Raw genomic sequence first — 17,260 nt, forward strand, 5'->3', positions numbered from 1 at the left:
AATCAGCCAATCAGGCCAGCGCCGTTTCCGGAGCCACGTAAGGCAGCTCGAACGCGTCTGCCACACCCTGGTAGGTCAGTTTGCCCTGGTGGGTGTTCAGGCCGAGCATCAGGGCAGGGTTGCGGTGCAGGGCGTTCACGCCGTGATCGGCGAGCAGCAGGGCGTACGGGAGGGTCTGGTTGGTCAGCGCGAAGGTGCTGGTGCGGGGGACGGCGCCGGGCATGTTGGCGACGCCGTAGTGGATGACGCCGTCGACGACGTAGGTGGGGTCGTCGTGGGTGGTGGCGTGGATGGTTTCGACGCAGCCGCCCTGATCGACGGCGACGTCGACGATGACGCTGCCTTCGGGCATGAGGGGGAGCATGTCGCGGGTGACGAGGTGAGGGGCTTTGGCGCCGGGGATGAGGACGCCGCCGATGAGGAGGTCGGTGGTGGGGAGCAGGTCGCGGATGTTGGCTTCGCTGCTCATCATGGTGGTGATCTTGCCGAAGAAGACGTCGTCGAGGTACGCGAGGCGGCGCTGGCTCACGTCGAGGATGGTGACCTTGGCGCCGAGGCCCATGGCCATCTTGGCGGCGTTGGTGCCCACCACCCCGCCGCCGATGATGGTGACGTGGCCGGGTTGCACGCCGGGGACGCCGCCGAGGAGGACGCCGCGTCCGCCGACGGGTTTCTGGAGGTGGTACGCGCCGGCCTGGACGCTGAGTCGGCCCGCGACCTCGCTCATGGGGGTCAGCAGCGGCAGGCTGCCGTCGCCCGTCTGGACGGTTTCGTAGGCGACGCCGGTGGTGCCTGCCTGGAGCAGGGCGTCGGTGAGGGGGCGGTCGGCGGCGAGGTGCAGGTACGTGAACAGCAGGAGGTCGGGGCGGAGGTAGTGGTATTCGCTCTGGATGGGTTCCTTGACCTTCACGACCATCTCGGCGGCCCAGGCTTCGTCAGCGGTGCCGAGGGTGGCGCCGGCGGTGACGTAGTCCTGATCGGCGATGCCGCTGCCGAGGCCGGCGCCGTGCTGGACGGTGACGGTGTGGCCGCGCCGGACGAGGGTGGCGACGCCGCCGGGGGTGAGGGCGACGCGGTTTTCCTTGACCTTGATTTCTTTCGGTAGTCCGATGTGCATGGGTGTGACCTCGTTGTCCGCGCAGGTGTCTCCTGCCGGTGGTGTGCTGCTGTGTTGAGCGCAAGATTAGCAGTTCGTGCCCGGCGTTCGATTGCCCGCAGGGGCGCAGGCGGGTCGGTTATCGCAATTTTATTGCTGGTTTTGTGTCAGAATGAGATTGTTTATGTCTCAGACTGTTCTTGATGCGCTGGACCGGCAGATTCTCGGCATCCTTCAGCGGGACGCCCGCATTCCGAACACGGAACTCGCCGACGAGATCGGCCTGACGCCCGCCCCGACGCTGCGCCGCGTGCGCCGCCTGGAGGAGGAAGGGGTGATTCAGCGGTACGTGGCGCTGCTGGACCCGAAACTGGTGGGGCGTGAACTGATGGTGATCGTGCGCGTCACGCTGGACAAGCAGACCAAGGTGGGCTTCGAGGAGTTCGCGCTGAAGATGCAGGAACGCCCGGAGGTGCTGGAATGCTTCCTGTGCCTGGGCGACATCGATTACCTGCTCAAGGTGTGCGTGCCGGACCTGGACGCGTACCAGCATTTCCTGGTGAACACCCTGGCCGCCATTCCCGGCGTGCGGAACACGGCGAGTACCATCGTGGTCAAGCAGGAGAAGCACACGACCAGCCTCCCGCTGGAATGACGGAAACCGGGGCGAGGGGCGGCGTTTCATACGGATTCCGTTTATTTCGTTAACAGATCGGAACACCACCGATCTGTCAACTCCACGTCCGGAACCCGCTTCTGCTCCTACTCGCTTCGCTCGGACCCAGCGGCTTTGTAAGCCATTCAATCGGAGTCCGTATCAGGACGATCTCATGGGCGCTATGGAACACTGCGGGTATGCCCTTTCATTCCCTGAACGGTCGTTCCCTGACCTGCGCGGCGCTGCTGGGTGCCGTCCTGTCCGCCTGCGCTCCGGCGACCACCCGCACCGCCGCGCCCGTCACAGCTCCGGCGGCCACGCCTGCGCCTGTCACGCCGACCCCGGCCGCGCCGACCCCCGCAGCGCCGACCCCCACTGCGCCCGCCGTGTCGTTCGAGGTCATGCCGTTCCTGTCGGACACCCCGGTCCGCAGCTTCCAGGCTGCGCCGCCCATGACCATCGACCCGGCCCGCCAGTACCGGGCGATCCTGAAGACCTCGCAGGGTGAGGTGACGCTGGACCTGAACGCCAAGGCGTCCCCGGTCGCCGTGAACAACTTCGTGTTCCTGGCCCGCAACCACTTCTATGACGGCACGCGCTTTCACCGGGTGATCGACGGGTTCATGGCGCAGGGCGGCGATCCGTTCAGCGCGGACCTCGCCAAGCAGGGCGTGTGGGGGACCGGGACGCCCGGCTACAACTTCAGCGCCGAGATCATGAACGGCCTGCGTTTCGACCGGGCCGGGGTGCTGGGCATGGCGAGGTCGCAGAGCCTGAGTTCGCAGGGCAGCCAGTTCTTCATCACGGTCGCCCCGGCGGACTTCCTGAGCGGACAGTACACGGCGTTCGGGCAGGTGCTGGCCGGTCAGGACGTGCTGGACAGACTGAACCGCACGTACTCGGGCAGCGGTCCCATTCCGGGCGCGGTGGCCGAGGCACTGATCAGCGTGCAGATTCTCCAGTCCCGCTGAGGGCCGCGCCTCCCGCCGTATCGTGCGCGCCCGCACCGTCTGCCGGGCGGGGGGCTCTACACTGACGGGTATGCGTTCCCGTTCCCTGCCTCCCGTCCTGCTTCCACTCGTGGCCGCCGGGGTGGCGGCGTGGTACCTGCGGAGCGTGTACCGTTTCCGTGACCCGGTGCGCCTGCCGCAGGCCGGGCCGGGCGACGTGCTGAGTCCCGCCGACGGAACCGTGAGTTTCGTGCGGCGCGTGCAGGGCGGGCAGGTGGATCAGGTCAGCGTGCCGGAACTGCTGAACGGCCCGGACAGCGCACCGGACAGCGGGCCGCAGAACGGACCCGGCGGCTGGCTGATCGGGGTGTTCGTGGGGCCGCTGGACGTGCACTACGCGTACCAGCCGGTATCGGGAACCGTGACGCGCGTGGCGCGGCGGGACGCCCCGGCAGGCAACGCGGCGCTGGGCGGGACGGGCGCGGCACTGGGATTCCTGGCGGGCCGCCCGGCAGACCTGCTCGGCACGCGCGGCACGCTGGAGAATGCCCGCCTGAGCAGCGTGACGACCACACCCTTCGGGAACGTGACCCTGACGCTGGTGGCGCCCGGCGGCGGCCTGCGCGGCACGACCTACCAGCAGGAGGGCGACGAGGCCCGCGCGGGCTTCAAGGCGGCGTTCATGCAGGAGGGCGGGCTGGTCCTGCTGCACCTGCCGGCCGCGTTCACGCCGTCGGTGGGGGTGGGTGACCGGGTGACGGGCGCGCAGACCGTGGTCGCCTCGGCCCGCAACTGAGGGTAGGCCGCAGGTCCGGCCGCGCGGCACGCCGCCCGCAACTCTGCCGCTGACTCTTTTTCACTTCACGCCCGGTTGCACCGCAGGGAGGAACACCACCGTTGACGCAGGACCGACACACACTCCAGCCGGAAAGTCCGGTCGAGCGCGCCGCGCAGCGCACGGGCGAACGGCTGGTCGCCGACCGTCGCGTGCGGGCCGTCGCGCAGGCCGGCGGATACGGCACGGAATTCGCGTGGGCCGGGAGCGTCCCGACATTCGTGACCTTCGAGCGGGGCGTGACCGAGGCGCACACCGACACCCGCGCCGGTATCACCGTGGAACGTTACCCCTTCGAGAAGATGGAGGCGTGGCGGGACTGGGAGACGGCCCGCACCGAGGCGCCACTGGCACTGCTGGCCACCAGCCGCGTCACGTACGACCCGACCGGCGGGTACGGCCGCATCCAGCGGACCCTGTGGAACCTCAGTGACGCGCAGCGGGCCGCGCACCGCGCCGACCTGCTGAACGAGGCGGCCGGGCAGTTGCAGGCCGCGCGGGCCGCGCACACCGGCCCCGGCCACGGCGTGCAGGAGCAACTGCTGGCCCTGGCCGACGCCCGCAGCGCCGCCCTGAACCTGCTGTACCCGGCGCTGCTGACCCGGCTGCACCTGTGGCCGGAGTTCGAGATTCGCCTGCCGCACGCGTGGCGGGCGTCGGCGGGCCTGCGGTTCCCGAAAGCCGTGTACCGCCTGGAAGCCCTGTACGGGTTCGGCGGTGAGGACGAGGCCCGCCGGGTGCTGCTGGCCACGCGCGGCCTGGGGCTGGTCGAGCAGGAACGCCGGGCCCGCGCCGCCTTCCAGGCCGGGTACTACGACGGCGCCGTGCGGTACCTGCGCGACGAGGCGGCCCGCACGCACCGCGCCGACCTGAGCGGCTGGATGCACCTGACGCCCGCCCGCCGCGAGAAGCTGGGCACGCTGCTGGGCGTGACCCGCGCGCCGCTGGGTCCGGCCGCGCTGAGCCTCGCGCAGGAACTGCTGGACGCGGTGCGCGAAGGCGAGTAGAGGGGTTGATGGAGGAAGGTTGATGGGTGATGGATGACCCCTCAGCACACAGAGCAGGGCGAGCCAGTGGATCGGCTCGCCCTGCTCTGTGTTGTTGGGGTTACGCGCTGGGCGTGTCGGTGTCGATGACGCTGCCGGTGCGGACGGTGATGGTGCGTTTCTGCGCGGCCTCGCTGCGGGGCACCTTGAGGGTCAGGGTGCCGTGTTGCAGGTCGGCCTCGACGCGGCTCAGGTCGTAGCGGGCGGGAATATTGAAAGTGCGGGCCAGGGTGCCGTGGGCGCGTTCGACGCGGTGGGCGGTGCGGCCCTCCTGGCGGGTGTAGGGGCGGGTGGCCTGCACGGTCAGGGTGTGGTTCTCGGCTTCGATCTGCAGGGTGTCGGGGGTGACGCCGGGCAGGTCGAGCGTGAGTTCCAGGCCGTGGTCGTCCTCGTGCACGTCAACGGGCGGGGCGTAGCGGGCCGGGGCGCCGGCGGTCTGGCCGAGGGCGCGGTCCATGCGCTGGGCGAGTTCTTCGATGTCGCGGAAGGGGTCGAATCGCATCATGGGGGTTCCTCCTGGGGGCTGGAAGCGCACGCACCTTTCAGAAAATCTGAGTGCCTTGCGCTCAACTGCAATCATGGTAAAACCTGAGTGCTGTCGTGTCAAGTTTAATGCGCTCTGAATCCGCCCTCCGGACTGGACACCCCTCCCCCACCCCCTGACACGCCCGCGCGCGCGGTGTTACACTTCGTCAGGCCGCACGCGGCGACTGCCCGCGCCCCGGCACTCCCAACCCAATTCGTCCTTTCCCGGCAGTCCAGTGAGGCTGCACCCGCCCCGTGAGGCAGGAGAAGGAGCACCATGTCCACACCCACGCACCGTCAGCCCACGCTGAACGGCCCTTTTTTTATGGACCCCCGGTCCACGCACCCCACCACGGTGAACGCATGACCCCCAAGGCCGTCATCCTCACCGCCGACGAGGTCCGCCGCGCCCTGACCCGCATCGCGCACGAGATCATCGAACGCAACAAGGGCGCCGAGAACCTCGCCCTGATCGGCGTGCACACCCGCGGCATCCCCCTGGCCCGGCGACTGGCCGAGAAGCTCAGCACCCTCGAAGGCGTGGACGTCCCCACCGGCATGCTGGACATCACCCTGTACCGCGACGACCTGAGTGAGGTCGCGCAGCAGCCCATCATCCGCGAGACGCAGGTGCCGTTCGACCTGCGCGACCGCCGCGTGATCCTGGTAGACGACGTGCTGTACACCGGCCGCACCGTCCGCGCCGCGCTGGACGCCCTGATCGACCTCGGCCGCCCCGCCGGGATCCAGCTGGCCGTCCTCGTGGACCGCGGGCACCGCGAACTGCCGATCCGCGCGGACTACGTCGGCAAGAACCTCCCCACCGCCGCCAGCGAGGTCGTGAAGGTCAAGTTGCAGGAAACCGACGAGGTGGACAGCGTCGAACTGTGGGACATGGAGGCGCTGCGATGAACGCACCGACCAGCATGGGCGCCCGCCCACCCCACCTCCTGGACTTCCAGGACTGGACGCCCGAACGCCTGGGCGCCATCCTCGACAACGCCGACACCATGCTCCAGGTGCTCGACCGGCCCGTGAAGAAGGTCCCGGCCCTCCAGGGCCTGACGGTCTGCAACGCGTTCTTCGAGAACAGCACCCGCACCCGCACCTCCTTCGAACTGGCCGCCCGCCGCATGAGCGCTGATGTCCTCACGTTCGCGGCCGGGGCCAGCAGCGTCAGCAAGGGCGAAAGCTTACGTGACACGCTGGAAGTCCTGACCTCCTACAAGGTCGACGCGTACATCGTCCGCCACCACGCCGCCGGCGCCGCGCACCTCGTCGCGCGCTACAGCGGCAAACCCGTCATCAACGCCGGGGACGGCCGCCGCGCCCACCCCACCCAGGCACTCCTCGACGCGTACACCATCCGCCAGGAATACGGCAGCCTGGAAGGCAAGAAAGTCGCCATCCTCGGCGACGTCCGCCACAGCCGCGTCGCACGCAGCAACGCAGAACTGCTGCCCAAACTGGGCGCGCAGGTCGTCCTGTGCGGCCCCGCCACCCTCCTCCCCCCCGGCCTCGCCAGCATGCCCGGCGTGACCCTCACCACCGACCCCAAGGAAGCCGTGCGCGGCGCCCACGCCGTCATGGCCCTGCGCCTCCAGCGCGAACGCATGAGCGGCGGGTTCCTCGGCAGCCTCCAGGAATACGCCGACACCTACCAGGTCAACGACACCCTGCTGAAAGAAGCCGAGAGCAGCGCCATCGTCCTGCACCCCGGCCCCATGAACCGCGACCTGGAAATCAGCAGCGACGCCGCCGACGGCCCCCAGAGCCGCATCCTGAAACAGGTCGAGAACGGACAGGCCATCCGCATGAGCGTCCTCTACCACCTGCTCGTCGGACGGAACTGAAGAGGCTCTGAGGCCTGAGATGTGAGGAAGGCCCACGATCCCCACTCACACCTCGGAGCCCACAGTTCACAGCCCCTCATCAAGGGAGGACGCATGATCACCCTCGTCACACCTCTGGGCATCTCATGCTGACGGCGGCCCGTGGGGCGGCCCTGCTGCTCGCCCTGGTGAGTCAGGTCGCGCTGGCCTGTGAGCCGGACCCTAACCCGGCACTGCTCATCCGCAGGATGTTCGGTGCGGTGCCGTGCGCCCCGGCCCGTGCAGGCGTCGAGGTCAGCTGCCAACGACTGCCTCAGCCATTCGGGACCTTCCCGGATCTGGAGAGGTTCAGATGGCCGGAGGGTGGGGTGGGCGTCTTGCGCAGCGACGGCGTGCGCATCACGAGCCTGCCGTACGGGCGGGGTGTGCTGGCGCGCGTCGAGACGTGGACGCCCGCCGGAGAGCACCTCGTGACGATGTTCGAGGATCAGCTGAGCCTTGGATCAGATCGTTGCCCGGAGCTGCCATCGCCGATGTTCAGCGATTGCCGTGTCGTGCCCAGCACATACGTCGATGAGGTCGTGGTGTTCACACTGCGGCGCAGTTTCTTCCCGTTCAAGGCGGGGGTGGCCTATGCCTTCGTCAATTTCTGGTGTGGCGGATACATCACCGAGTGGAAATGACCCTCGGGTTCACAGGAGGACACATGATCACGATTACGAATATCAAGCGCGTCGGGTCGGAGAAGACCGAAAGCGTCACCATCGAGGGCGGCCTGATCAAGGGCTGGAACCTCCCGACAGATCAGCAGGGGGAGGGTCAGATCATCGACGGGCAGGGCGGCACGGTCGCGCCCGCGCTGATCGAGCTGCACGCGCACCTGCGCGAGCCGGGGCAGACGGAGAAGGAGGACCTCGCCAGTGGGCTGGCGGCGGCGGCGGCCGGTGGGTACGGCACGGTGGTCAGCATGCCGAACACCAGCCCCGTGGTGGATGATCCGGCGATCGTGCGCAGCCTGATCGAGAAGGCCGGCAGCCTGGGCTTCGCGCGCCTGCGTCCGGCGGCGGCGCTGACGAAGGGGCAGAAGGGCGAGGAACTGGCTGAACTGACCTACCTGAAAGAGGCGGGGGCGGCCATGTTCACGGATGACGGGCGCACGAACGAGAACGCCCGCACGCTGCGCCTGGGCCTGGAGACGGCCGGGAGCCTGGGCATGGTGATCAGCGTGCACGCCGAGGACGCCACCCTGCGCGCGGACGGCGTGATGAACGAGGGGCCGGTCAGCGAGGCGCTGGGCCTGCCGGGCAACCCGGCGGCGGCCGAGGCGGCGCGCGTGGCGCGGGATATCGAGATCGTGGCGGGCCTGCACGCGCAGGGCGTTCCGGCGCGGCTGCACATCCAGCACCTGAGCACGGCGCGCGCGCTGGATCTGGTGCGCGCGGCGAAGGCGCAGGGCCTACCCGTGACCTGCGAGGTCTGCCCGCACCACCTGACCCTGACGGACGAGGCGCTGCGCTCCTTCGACGCGATCTACAAGGTCGCGCCGCCCCTGCGCACCCAGGCGGACGCCGATCACCTGCTGGACGGCCTGCGGGACGGCAGCGTGGACTGCCTCGCGACGGATCACGCGCCGCACACCCGCGCCGAGAAGGAACGGGACCTGCTGGACGCCCCCAGCGGCATCGCGTACATCGAGCTGGCGTTCCCGCTCATGTACACCCGCTTTGGCGAGACGCTGGGCCTGGAGCGCATCCTGGACCTGATGACCGCCGCCCCGGCGCGCGTGATGGGCTGGCAGGAACCCACCCTGGACGCGGGCGCGAAGGCCGATCTGGTCGTCCTCGACCTGAGCACCGAACGCCCCGTGAACCCCGCCGAGTTCAGGAGCAAGGCGAAATTCACGCCCTGGGCGGGCGAGACCCTGAAGGGCTGGCCGGTGCTGACTGTCGTGGACGGCCGGGTCGCGTACCAGCGGAACTGAAGGTCTGCACCGCAGGAACGCACCGGGAGGGCAGACCTCTTCCGGTGCGTTCATACGGGTTCCGTTTATTTCGTTGACAACCCGGCGCCCTTCCGGGTGCAGGGCGAAGCAGACGGAATTCGTGTGCGGAGCAGAGAAAGGACGTTACAGCGGCAATGGAGAGGTTCCCGCTTTTGCCTGGAGTCCCGCACTGTCAGCTTCAATGTCCTGACGGTTTCAATGTCCTGACGGTCCGTTCAGAACCAGCGGCGCCTGTTGCGGCGGCCCACGGCGCGCTGCGCTCCGGCGAGCAGCGTGTCGATCACGCGGTCGCGTTTGCGTGCGGTCGCGTAGCGGCCCTGTTTCTTCTGCTGCTGGCGGGCCTTGATCAGGAGTTCCAGCACGACGGGTGCGGCGGCCAGGATCAGGCCGAACTTACCGGAGGTGCCCTTCACGCGGGTACGGTTCTTCATACCCATCAGTACGACCCGTACGCCGCCAGAGTTGCCTTAACCCGGGCCGGTGATCCGGGCCAGGGCGTGTCCGGCATGAGGAAACGCCGGGCCGGGCGGGCCGGGAACGCGCTAGGCTGGGGCATGACGACAACAGGTGACCGGGTGGAAGAACTTCGCGGGCAGCTCGTGGCGTGGCGGCGGCATCTGCACATGCACCCCGAGGTGGGGTTCGAGGAGCACCAGACGGCCGCGTTCATCGAGGCGGAACTGAAGAAGATGCCGGGCCTGAGTGTCTCGCGGCCCACGGCGACCAGCGTGCTGGCCGTCCTGAAAGGCCGCCTGCCGGGCCGCACCGTGCTGCTGCGCGCGGACATCGACGCGCTGCCCATCCATGAGGAGAACACCTTCGAGTTCGCCTCTCAGACCCCTGGCGTGATGCACGCCTGCGGGCACGACGGGCACACGGCGATCCTGCTGGGCGTGGCGGCGCTGCTGTCGGCAGACGCGGCGCACGTGCCGGGCGAGGTCCGCATGATCTTCCAGCATGCCGAGGAGATCGGGCCGGGCGGCGCCGAGGAACTGGTCATGAACACCCCGCTGATGGACGGCGTGGACGTCGTCACGGGCCTGCACCTGAACAGCCAGCTGCCCGCCGGGGTGGTCGCGGTCAAGCCGGGGGCGTTCATGGCCGCGCCGGACATGCTGGAACTCACGATCCGGGGGCGGGGCGGGCACGGCGCGCACCCGGAGGAGGCCGTGGACCCCATCGCGGTGGGCGCGCAGGTCGTGACGAACCTCCAGCATGTCGTGAGCCGCATGGTGGCCGCGCAGGACGCACTGGTGGTCAGCATCACGAAATTCACGAGCGGCACCACCCACAACGTCATTCCCGACACGGCGGAACTGATGGGCACGGTCCGGACCTTCGACCCGGCGCTGCGGGAGCGGGCGCCGCAGCTGATCGAGCGGGTCATCAAGGGCGTGTGCGACGCGCACGGCGCGACGTACGACCTGCGCTACGAGTTCGGGTACCGTCCGCTGATCAACACGGACTGGGTGGCCGCGCAACTGAAGGACATCGCGCTGGACGTGGTCGGCGCGGACCTGTACCGGGACGCGAAACCCACCATGGGCGGCGAGGATTTCAGCGCGTACCTGGAAAAAGCGCCCGGCGCGTACTTCAACGTCGGTTCCGGCAGTGACGCTCAGGACAGCCGCTGGCCGCACCACCACCCGCGTTTCACGATCGACGAGGCCAGCCTGGAAACCGGGGTGCGGATGCTGCACGCCGCCGCGCTGCGCCTGACCGTCCCGGAGTGACCGTGCTGCCCGAAACGCTTGCCAAGGAGATCATCGCGGACCACCAGCGCCGCCCGCGTCACACCGGGCCGCTGGACGACGTGGAGGGCGTCACGCTGGACAATCCGGGCTGCGGGGATCAGGTGACCGTCTGGGCCGACGTGCAGGAGGGCCGGATCGCGGCCCTGACCTTCACCGGGAAGGGCTGCGCGATCAGTCAGAGCAGCGCCAGCCTGATGACGGTCGCCCTGACCGGCAAGACCCTGCCCGAGGCGCAGGCGCTGGCCGGGCAGTTCCGCGCGATGGTCATGGGCGAGGAACCGGGCGACCCGCACCTGGGCGACCTGCTGGCCCTCGCGGGTGTCAGTCGCCTGCACGCCCGGCGCCGGTGCGCACTCCTGGCGTGGCGGGCGCTGGAGCAGACCCTCGGAACGTCCACAACGGGCTGAAAATGGGCTGATACGGGTTCCGGTTGTTTCCTTCTCGCTTCGCTCGGCCCCAGCGATTTTGTAAGCCATTCAATCGGAGTCCGTATGAGCCGCACCCTTACGGGTTGGCGCCGGTGACCGGGGACTGCGCCGGGGCGTCCGGGCAACCCAGCACCCGCACGAACACGTCGGTCAGGGTGGGGTCGAACTGCGTGCCCGCGCCGTCCCGCAGGATGACGGTGGCCTGCTCGGGCGGCATGGCGTCCTTGTACGGGCGGGCGCTGGTCAGGGCGTCGTACACGTCGCACAGCGCGAAGATGCGGGCCAGCAGCGGAATCTGCTCTCCGGCCAGCCGGTCGGGGTAGCCTGCGCCGTCCCAGCGTTCATGGTGGTGGCGGACCACCTGATGCGCCTGCGGGTGCAGGAACGGAATGCGGGCCACGAGCTGGGCGCCCAGCGGCGCGTGCTGCTCGACCACGGCCCGTTCGTCTGCGCTCAGGCGGCCGGGTTTGAGCAGCACGGCGTCCGGAATGCACAGCTTGCCGATGTCGTGCAGGGCCGCGCCGTGCCGCAGGGCGGTGCGTTCCTCGTCCGGCAGGTTCAGCGCCTCGGCCATGCGTAGCGCGAGGTCCTGCACGCGCGCCGTGTGGCCCTGCGTCTCGAAATCCCGCGCTTCCAGGGCCACGCCCAGGGTGTTCAGGGAGGCTTCCAGGGTGGCGCGCAGGTCGTTTAGGTGCGCGCTGCGTTCCATGACGCGCGTGCCGACGCTGGCCAGCATGGACGCCAGCGCCTCGTCGCTGGCCTGGAACGGCCAGTGCAGGGGCCGCAGCAGGCACAGCACGCCCAGCGGCTCCTGACGGCGCGACAGCAGCGGCACGGCCATCAGGGCGCGGCGGGAGTCGTCCAGGTGCGGCGGGCGGTACGCTTCGGGCACGTCCATCAGGTCGGCCACGCGGATGATCTGCGCACCCTGAAGCGCCCGCCAGGACACGCCCTCACCCCGGCGCAGATCGACGGGCAGGCGGTCCCAGTCGGCGTTGATTCCGGCGCGGGCGGCACTGACCAGCATGTCGGTCGCCGGGTCGTAGCGCAGCAGGATGGAGTAACTGGTGCGCATCAGGTCGTGCGCGGTGTCGGTCAGGTGCGAGGCGATCTCCTCGTCGGTCAGGCTGCGGCTCAGGTCGCCGTGCAGCAGCGCCAGCTGATCGAGTTCCCGCCAGCGTTCCTGAAGTTGCAGCAGCGCCGCGACCTGCTGCGCGAACGTGGAGGCGTCCTCGATGACCTGCGGCGTGAACACCGACGCCGACGTGAACGAGTCGAGGTTCAGGTGCGCGACGACCTCGCCGCCCAGCATGACCGGCACGCACAGGTTCGCGCGCAACTGCTCACGCCTGCCCAGCCGCTCGAAGGTGCTGGCGTGACCCATGGCCATGCCGCCATTCGCGGCGTCCCACACGGGTTGAATCTCTGCGGCACGCAGGACGCGCGGGCGGCCGGACAGCCACGCCTGCGAGCCACGCCCGTACCACGCGACCTGCGACGGTTCGCTCAGGTACGCGCCGCGCAGGCCGTCCGGGTAGCCGTCCACGGCGCACACCCGGAAGCGTTTGCCCTCGCGGATGTTCAGGCTGGCGGCGTCCACGCCCTCCACGGTCGTGACGGCCAGTCGCAGCAGTTCCTGCCAGTCGGTGTCGGTCAGGGCGCGCCGTTCCGAGAGCAGCCGCATGGTGGTCCGCTGCGCCTGCCACAGCGAGTAGCGGGGGCGGATCTCGGCGTCGGTTTCCGGCGTCTCGGTGGCGGGGCGGCCCTGCTGGAACGTGCCGACCACCACGCGGTTGCGGCCGTTCGTCTTGGCGAGGTACAGCGCCTCGTCGGCGCGGTGCATCAGTTCACCGGACGATTCGTGCAGCAGCCGCGTGACCAGCCCGGCCGAGAGCGTCAGGCCCGACCAGGGCAGCTCGCCGGGTTCCGCGAGGCGGGCCTGCACGCGCTCCACCAGCGCCCGCGCCTGCGTCTCGCCGCCCACGTTCAGCAGCAGCGCGAACTCCTCGCCGCTCAGGCGGTACGCGGCGTCCGGCGCGACGTCACGCATGACCTGCCCGATGTACCGCAGCGCCCGGTCCCCGGCGGCCATGCCGTGCCGTTCGTTCAACGACCGGAACTCGTCCACGTCCAGCAGCACCAGTTGCGCGCCCACGTCCAGCCGCGCCAGATCCTGATCGAAACGGTAACGGTTGCCCAGGCGGGTCAGGTCGTCGGTGTTCACCTGCCGCCGCAGTTCCGCCTGCGCGCGCAGCAGGCCCAGTCGGGTGTGCAGCAGCAGTTGCACCAGCCACGACGCCCCCGTGTGCAGCGCCAGCATCAGCAGGTACGTGGGCAGCGCCGACAGGCCCGGCGGTAACGGAATGAAGAACAGCGGCAACCCCACCCCCAGGTACGGCAGCGGCAGGTGCCACGGCCGGGGCTGGTACAGCGGCGCGCGCAGATTCCGGCGCAGCAGCGCCGACAGGCCCAGCACACTCAGGGTGTTCAGCAGGTTCACCACGCCGCCCACATCGGATTCCAGCAGACGCAACACCACCACCGGCAACGCCACCAGCGCCCCGCCGCCCAGCCCGTAGCGCAGGGTCAGCATGGCGATCGGCACGTACCGCAGGTCGATTTTCAGCGGCCCGAACGACTCGGTGTTCAGGACCAGCAGCACCGACGCCGCCGCCGCCACCGCCAGCCGCAACGCGTGATCCGCCACTCGGTCCCGCGCGGGCCACTCCCGGTAGGTCAGGCTGAACAGGAACGCGCAGGTCAGCAGCAGGCACAGATTCAGCAACACGGCACGTTCCCCCCACCTGCCACAGTACCGGCCCCCGACTTACATCCTTCTTGCGGCCCGCACCACTGGGGCTTCATGAGACGCGGCCCACATCCCACACGGCACAGACCGCGCCGGGACTTGACGTCAACCGGCGCGGTCAGGAGGAAGCGTGCCTCAGCGGGAACGCAGGGTGCCCTGCACGGCGCTCATGAACTCCGCGCGGGTACGCGGGTCGCTCTTGAACAGGCCGCGCATGGCGCTGGTGCTGGTGCTGCTGTTCTGCTTCTGCACGCCACGCATCGCCATGCACAGGTGCACGCCTTCCATAACGACTGCCACGCCCTTGGGCGCCAGCAGTTCCTGCACGGCGTCCGCCACCTGCGTCGTGATGCGCTCCTGCACCTGCAGGCGGCGCGAGTACAGGTCCACGATCCGCGCGAACTTACTCAGGCCCAGAATCTGCCCGTCCGGAATGTACGCGATGTGCGCCCGGCCGTAGAAGGGCAGCATGTGGTGCTCGCACATGGAGTAGAACTCGATGTCCTTCACGATCACCATCTCGCTACCGTCGGCGGCGAACACGGCGTCACCCACCGCCTCGTGCAGCGTCTTCTGGTACCCGGCGGTCAGGAACCCCCAGGCTTTCGCCACGCGGTGCGGCGTTTTCAGCAGGCCCTCACGGTCAGGGTCCTCCCCGATGGCGCTCAGCCAGTCGTGGGTCAGGGCGCTCAGGCCCGGCACTTCCTGCTTCTCATCAGCGGCGCTGATCACTGTTTCTACGGTCAAGGGCGTTGCTCCTTCTCACGCGCTTCCCGCTCCGGGGGCGTGAACATGAATGCCGCGAGTGTAGGCCGGGGCCCCTCGCGGCAACTGTCAAAAAAGATTCAGGAACCCCTCACGGCCAGCGCGGTCATGGGGGAACCCCCACCCGGCGTCCGGGTTACTTCCAGCTGACCTCGCCGTACGTCTGCTCGCGCGCGGGGCCGGCCGAGAAGATCACCACGGGGCAGTTCACGGTCTCCTCGATCAGGTCCAGGTACGCCTGCGCCTCTCTGGCCAGGGTCGCGCGGCTGTCGGCGCCCTCGGTGGTCGCCCAGCCCTTCATGCGTTTCATGACCGGCTGGCCGTCCGCGTCGTAACCCACGCAGACCGGCACCTCGTCCAGGCCCGCCAGGACGTCCATCTTGTTGATGACCAGCCCGTCCAGGCCGTTCACGTCCACCGCGTACTTCAGCAGGTGCAGGTCCAGCCAGCCGACCCGGCGGGCGCGGCCGGTCGTCGTGCCGTACTCGTCCCAGGGTTTGCTGCCGTCGCCGCGCAGACGCAGGATGCCCGCCTCGTCATGCACCTCGGTCAGGAACGGCCCGTGCCCGACGCGGGTGTTGAAGGCCTTCGCCACGCCGTACACCTTGTGAATGGCCTTGTGGTTCACGCCCGCCCCCACCAGAATGCCGCCCACCGTGGGGTGGCTGCTGGTCACGAACGGGTACGTGCCGTAGTTCAGGTCCAGCAGGGTCGCCTGCGCGCCCTCGAACAGCACGTTGCGGCCGTCACGGATCGCGGCGCGCAGCTGCTCGCCTGTGTCCTGAATGAACGGCGCGAGCGCCTCGCGGGTCGGGGCGAGGGACTCCATCGCCACGTCCACGCCCGTCCAGCCTGCGTCGCGGGTGCTGTTCGGCTTGGCTTCCAGCAGCCGCTCGATCCGCTCGCGCAGCACGCCGTCGTCCAGCAGATCACCGAAGCGGATGCCCACGCGGCGCGCCCGGTCCGCGTACGCCGGGCCGATCCCGCGCCCCGTGGTGCCCACGAAGTCCTTCCGGCCATCCACGAACTTGTGGTGCGGCAGCACCAGGTGCGCCCGGTCACTGATCCGCAGGTCCGGGTTCAGGCCACCCGCGATCAGGTTGCGGCGTTCCTCCATGAACTTGTCCGCGTCGATGACCATCCCGTCACCCAGCACGCTGACCGTCCCGTCATGCAGCACGCCGCTGGGCAGCAGGTTCAACTTGAACGTCTGCCCCTTCGCCGTGACCGTATGCCCGGCGTTCGCGCCGCCCTGATACCGCACCACGAACTCGGCTTCCGGCGCCAGGAAATCCGTGATCTTCCCCTTGCCTTCATCGCCCCACTGAGCGCCAACAATCGCAATTCCAGGCATTCAAGCCCTCCACGCCACGCGCACAGACTTGCTCCCCTTACCCGCACCCCACCAGGGGGCCAGAGCAAAAAAAACACGGCGCGCAGCACCGTAACTCAGTGTACGGGAAACGGCAGGCCACCCGGCGGGACTTGTTTACCAGAGACGGACAGCCCTAGGGTCTGTGCAACTGAACTCATGAGGCGGACGTAAGCTGAGAGTTTGTCGTACCGCACTGATTTGACGGACACCCAGTGGAACGCACTCCAACCCCATCTCCCTGGCAATCCCAAGCGTGGTCACCCGTACTCTGAACTGGTGAACTGGATAGAGTTTGGTGGAGGGTAAGTTCAGTGTGATCCACACTGGAGGACAGAATGTCCGTACCCAAGCAGAAATTCACCGCTGAGTTCAAACGAGAAGCCGTCTGGCTGGTCCGGCGAATGTGCTGCTTATTTCGGAAAACTTGAACAGCTTGTGGGCCCCGCGTTGGCCGAGCACACGGCATCTCAGTAACACGTACACAGGAGTACAGTCCTTCACCAATCTCGTGAGTCTTGGCGCGTGTTTGAAACGGATGCTCAGGACCAGGGGGCAAGGGACCAGACGTCGGCGAGCTGCCAGGAGAGCGCCTGCGTAGCCTCCCAGTGGCGCTGCCGTACCCCCGGATCGTTCGTCTCAGCAGGTCTCGCCCCACAGGACACGTCCTCGTCCGGCAGCGTCAGCCATACCCCTTTTCCGACTGGTTCGCACTGGGCAAAGCCCTGAAACGCATGCTTAGGGAGAACGGCCCTTTGCTCTGGGCCGATGAAGGTACTGTCTGCGACCATCGTCGTGATGTCAGGCAAGCAAAGTTGCCCAGGTTCAGCGGCGTACACATCTCCGAGCACGACGGCGTGTACGGGCTGGGTGGCTTCTAGGAAGGCACGGATGACGGGCCAAGCCGGATGGGATGAGCGCAAGGCGGAGTCATGCTTGGCGCCATCGAAGCAGATCTGGGCGATGACGAAATGATCTCTGATTGCAGAGGAGAGAAGCTGTTGAGCCTCGTCCATAAATTCGACAGTGACGTCTGATCGATGAATGTCTGGCCTCCCGAGGGTAAAGAAGAACACGTTTGGGGGTCCACCCTCACCAGGAATCCATTCAGGAGCACGTGGGCTGACTGACATCTTTCAGTTTTAGAAAAGGACGTCCAGCACGGCTTCTGACCTCAGAATGAGGGTG

At 68.4% G+C, this 17,260-nt stretch carries 17 protein-coding genes; 10 read left to right on the forward strand and 7 right to left on the reverse strand.

Features of this window, described 5'->3' with window-relative positions; genetic code table 11:
* Positions 1-10: 10 nt before the first annotated feature.
* Positions 11-1,117: an alanine dehydrogenase gene (gene ald / locus IEY70_RS06915; protein WP_189064267.1), complete on the reverse strand. Its 1,107-nt coding sequence runs from the start codon at positions 1,115-1,117 to the stop codon at positions 11-13.
* Positions 1,118-1,280: 163 nt separating this feature from the next.
* Here ald and IEY70_RS06920 point away from each other — a divergent pair, with 163 nt between their 5' ends.
* The 4 genes from IEY70_RS06920 to IEY70_RS06935 all read left to right on the forward strand — a co-directional run bounded on the left by IEY70_RS06920 (position 1,281) and on the right by IEY70_RS06935 (position 4,546).
* Positions 1,281-1,751 carry an Lrp/AsnC family transcriptional regulator gene (locus IEY70_RS06920; RefSeq protein ID WP_189064268.1) on the forward strand — a complete coding sequence of 157 codons (471 nt, stop codon included), beginning with the start codon at positions 1,281-1,283 and terminating at the stop codon, positions 1,749-1,751.
* Between the two features lie 200 nt (positions 1,752-1,951).
* Positions 1,952-2,725 carry a peptidylprolyl isomerase gene (locus tag IEY70_RS06925; protein WP_189064269.1) on the forward strand — a complete coding sequence of 258 codons (774 nt, stop codon included), beginning with the start codon at positions 1,952-1,954 and terminating at the stop codon, positions 2,723-2,725.
* A 70-nt stretch (positions 2,726-2,795) separates the two neighbouring features.
* Positions 2,796-3,500, forward strand: a complete 705-nt coding sequence (locus IEY70_RS06930; protein WP_189064270.1) for a phosphatidylserine decarboxylase — start codon at positions 2,796-2,798, stop codon at positions 3,498-3,500.
* A gap of 101 nt (positions 3,501-3,601) precedes the next feature.
* On the forward strand, positions 3,602-4,546 hold the full coding sequence (locus IEY70_RS06935) for a hypothetical protein (RefSeq protein WP_189064271.1): 945 nt from the start codon (positions 3,602-3,604) through the stop codon (positions 4,544-4,546).
* Positions 4,547-4,646: 100 nt separating this feature from the next.
* Here the strand turns inward: IEY70_RS06935 and IEY70_RS06940 are convergent, their stop codons facing one another.
* Complete coding sequence (locus IEY70_RS06940; RefSeq protein WP_189064272.1) at positions 4,647-5,090, reverse strand: Hsp20/alpha crystallin family protein; 444 nt, start codon at positions 5,088-5,090, stop codon at positions 4,647-4,649.
* Positions 5,091-5,473: 383 nt separating this feature from the next.
* Between IEY70_RS06940 and pyrR the strand changes: the two genes are divergently transcribed.
* The 4 genes from pyrR (at position 5,474) to IEY70_RS06960 (ending at position 8,923) form a co-directional block, all read left to right on the forward strand.
* On the forward strand, positions 5,474-6,022 hold the full coding sequence (gene pyrR / locus IEY70_RS06945) for a bifunctional pyr operon transcriptional regulator/uracil phosphoribosyltransferase PyrR (RefSeq protein WP_189064273.1): 549 nt from the start codon (positions 5,474-5,476) through the stop codon (positions 6,020-6,022).
* The gene (locus IEY70_RS06950; protein ID WP_189064274.1) at positions 6,019-6,963 is read left to right on the forward strand and encodes an aspartate carbamoyltransferase catalytic subunit; all 945 of its coding nucleotides are present in this window, start codon (positions 6,019-6,021) and stop codon (positions 6,961-6,963) included. The genes pyrR and IEY70_RS06950 overlap by 4 nt, the downstream gene beginning before the upstream one ends.
* Before the next feature lie 125 nt (positions 6,964-7,088).
* Entirely contained in the window at positions 7,089-7,625 is a 537-nt protein-coding gene (locus IEY70_RS06955; RefSeq protein WP_189064275.1) for a hypothetical protein, read from the forward strand.
* Between the two features lie 23 nt (positions 7,626-7,648).
* Positions 7,649-8,923, forward strand: coding sequence for a dihydroorotase (locus IEY70_RS06960; protein ID WP_189064276.1), 1,275 nt, complete (start codon positions 7,649-7,651; stop codon positions 8,921-8,923).
* Positions 8,924-9,159: 236 nt separating this feature from the next.
* Here IEY70_RS06960 and IEY70_RS06965 read toward each other — a convergent pair whose 3' ends face one another.
* On the reverse strand, positions 9,160-9,375 hold the full coding sequence (locus IEY70_RS06965; protein ID WP_189064277.1) for a hypothetical protein: 216 nt from the start codon (positions 9,373-9,375) through the stop codon (positions 9,160-9,162).
* A gap of 123 nt (positions 9,376-9,498) precedes the next feature.
* Here IEY70_RS06965 and IEY70_RS06970 point away from each other — a divergent pair, with 123 nt between their 5' ends.
* Positions 9,499-10,677, forward strand: a complete 1,179-nt coding sequence (locus tag IEY70_RS06970; RefSeq protein ID WP_189064278.1) for a M20 family metallopeptidase — start codon at positions 9,499-9,501, stop codon at positions 10,675-10,677.
* Between the two features lie 2 nt (positions 10,678-10,679).
* A complete protein-coding gene (sufU, locus tag IEY70_RS06975; RefSeq protein ID WP_229777712.1) occupies positions 10,680-11,105 on the forward strand; it encodes a Fe-S cluster assembly sulfur transfer protein SufU in 426 nt (141 codons plus the stop codon).
* A gap of 97 nt (positions 11,106-11,202) precedes the next feature.
* Here the strand turns inward: sufU and IEY70_RS06980 are convergent, their stop codons facing one another.
* From IEY70_RS06980 to IEY70_RS06995, 4 genes are all read right to left on the reverse strand, one after another.
* Positions 11,203-13,914, reverse strand: coding sequence for an HD domain-containing phosphohydrolase (locus IEY70_RS06980; RefSeq protein ID WP_189064280.1), 2,712 nt, complete (start codon positions 13,912-13,914; stop codon positions 11,203-11,205).
* Positions 13,915-14,070: 156 nt separating this feature from the next.
* Complete coding sequence (gene folE / locus IEY70_RS06985; RefSeq protein ID WP_189064281.1) at positions 14,071-14,682, reverse strand: GTP cyclohydrolase I FolE; 612 nt, start codon at positions 14,680-14,682, stop codon at positions 14,071-14,073.
* Between the two features lie 154 nt (positions 14,683-14,836).
* Positions 14,837-16,054 (reverse strand): adenylosuccinate synthase, encoded by a 1,218-nt coding sequence (locus tag IEY70_RS06990; protein WP_189064282.1) that lies wholly within the window; start codon positions 16,052-16,054, stop codon positions 14,837-14,839.
* Positions 16,055-16,614: 560 nt separating this feature from the next.
* On the reverse strand, positions 16,615-17,148 hold the full coding sequence (locus IEY70_RS06995; RefSeq protein WP_189064283.1) for a hypothetical protein: 534 nt from the start codon (positions 17,146-17,148) through the stop codon (positions 16,615-16,617).
* Positions 17,149-17,260 lie beyond the last annotated feature (112 nt).

The sequence above is a fragment of the Deinococcus seoulensis genome (assembly GCF_014648115.1).
Classification (GTDB): domain Bacteria; phylum Deinococcota; class Deinococci; order Deinococcales; family Deinococcaceae; genus Deinococcus; species Deinococcus seoulensis.

Bases quoted from the DNA above. Each gene is read 5' to 3' on its own strand.
- IEY70_RS06970 (WP_189064278.1), top strand. From the start codon at position 9,499: ATGACGACAACAGGTGACCGGGTGGAAGAACTTCGCGGGCAGCTCGTG.
- IEY70_RS06940 (WP_189064272.1), bottom strand. From the start codon at position 5,090: ATGATGCGATTCGACCCCTTCCGCGACATCGAAGAACTCGCCCAGCGC.
- IEY70_RS06990 (WP_189064282.1), bottom strand. From the start codon at position 16,054: ATGCCTGGAATTGCGATTGTTGGCGCTCAGTGGGGCGATGAAGGCAAG.
- IEY70_RS06925 (WP_189064269.1), top strand. From the start codon at position 1,952: ATGCCCTTTCATTCCCTGAACGGTCGTTCCCTGACCTGCGCGGCGCTG.
- ald (WP_189064267.1), bottom strand. From the start codon at position 1,117: ATGCACATCGGACTACCGAAAGAAATCAAGGTCAAGGAAAACCGCGTC.
- IEY70_RS06955 (WP_189064275.1), top strand. From the start codon at position 7,089: ATGCTGACGGCGGCCCGTGGGGCGGCCCTGCTGCTCGCCCTGGTGAGT.
- IEY70_RS06965 (WP_189064277.1), bottom strand. From the start codon at position 9,375: ATGAAGAACCGTACCCGCGTGAAGGGCACCTCCGGTAAGTTCGGCCTG.
- IEY70_RS06960 (WP_189064276.1), top strand. From the start codon at position 7,649: ATGATCACGATTACGAATATCAAGCGCGTCGGGTCGGAGAAGACCGAA.
- IEY70_RS06930 (WP_189064270.1), top strand. From the start codon at position 2,796: ATGCGTTCCCGTTCCCTGCCTCCCGTCCTGCTTCCACTCGTGGCCGCC.
- pyrR (WP_189064273.1), top strand. From the start codon at position 5,474: ATGACCCCCAAGGCCGTCATCCTCACCGCCGACGAGGTCCGCCGCGCC.
- IEY70_RS06950 (WP_189064274.1), top strand. From the start codon at position 6,019: ATGAACGCACCGACCAGCATGGGCGCCCGCCCACCCCACCTCCTGGAC.
- IEY70_RS06920 (WP_189064268.1), top strand. From the start codon at position 1,281: ATGTCTCAGACTGTTCTTGATGCGCTGGACCGGCAGATTCTCGGCATC.